Raw genomic sequence first — 215 nt, 5'->3', positions numbered from 1 at the left:
CACATGCAACGTCCTCGGCAACACACCGTGCCGCATCGCCATGACCATCTTGATCACACCGGCCACACCCGCAGCAGCCTGCGTATGACCCACATTCGACTTCAGCGAACCAAGCCACAACGGACGCACCCCATCCCGCTGCCCATACGTCGCCAGCAACGCCTGCGCCTCGATCGGATCACCCAGACGCGTCCCCGTCCCATGCGCCTCCACCA

General features: G+C 64.2%; 1 protein-coding gene. It reads right to left on the bottom strand.

The window, feature by feature from the left end; genetic code table 11:
• Window positions 1-215: hypothetical protein (locus RM812_RS43530; RefSeq protein WP_311586577.1), on the bottom strand; the 215-nt coding region annotated here is incomplete at both ends.

It is taken from the genome of Streptomyces lancefieldiae, from assembly GCF_031845825.1.
GTDB classification, from domain to species: domain Bacteria; phylum Actinomycetota; class Actinomycetes; order Streptomycetales; family Streptomycetaceae; genus Streptomyces; species Streptomyces lancefieldiae.
Note: the sequence above shows the minus strand (reverse complement) of the source record. Positions and strands in the feature narration are given on the sequence as shown.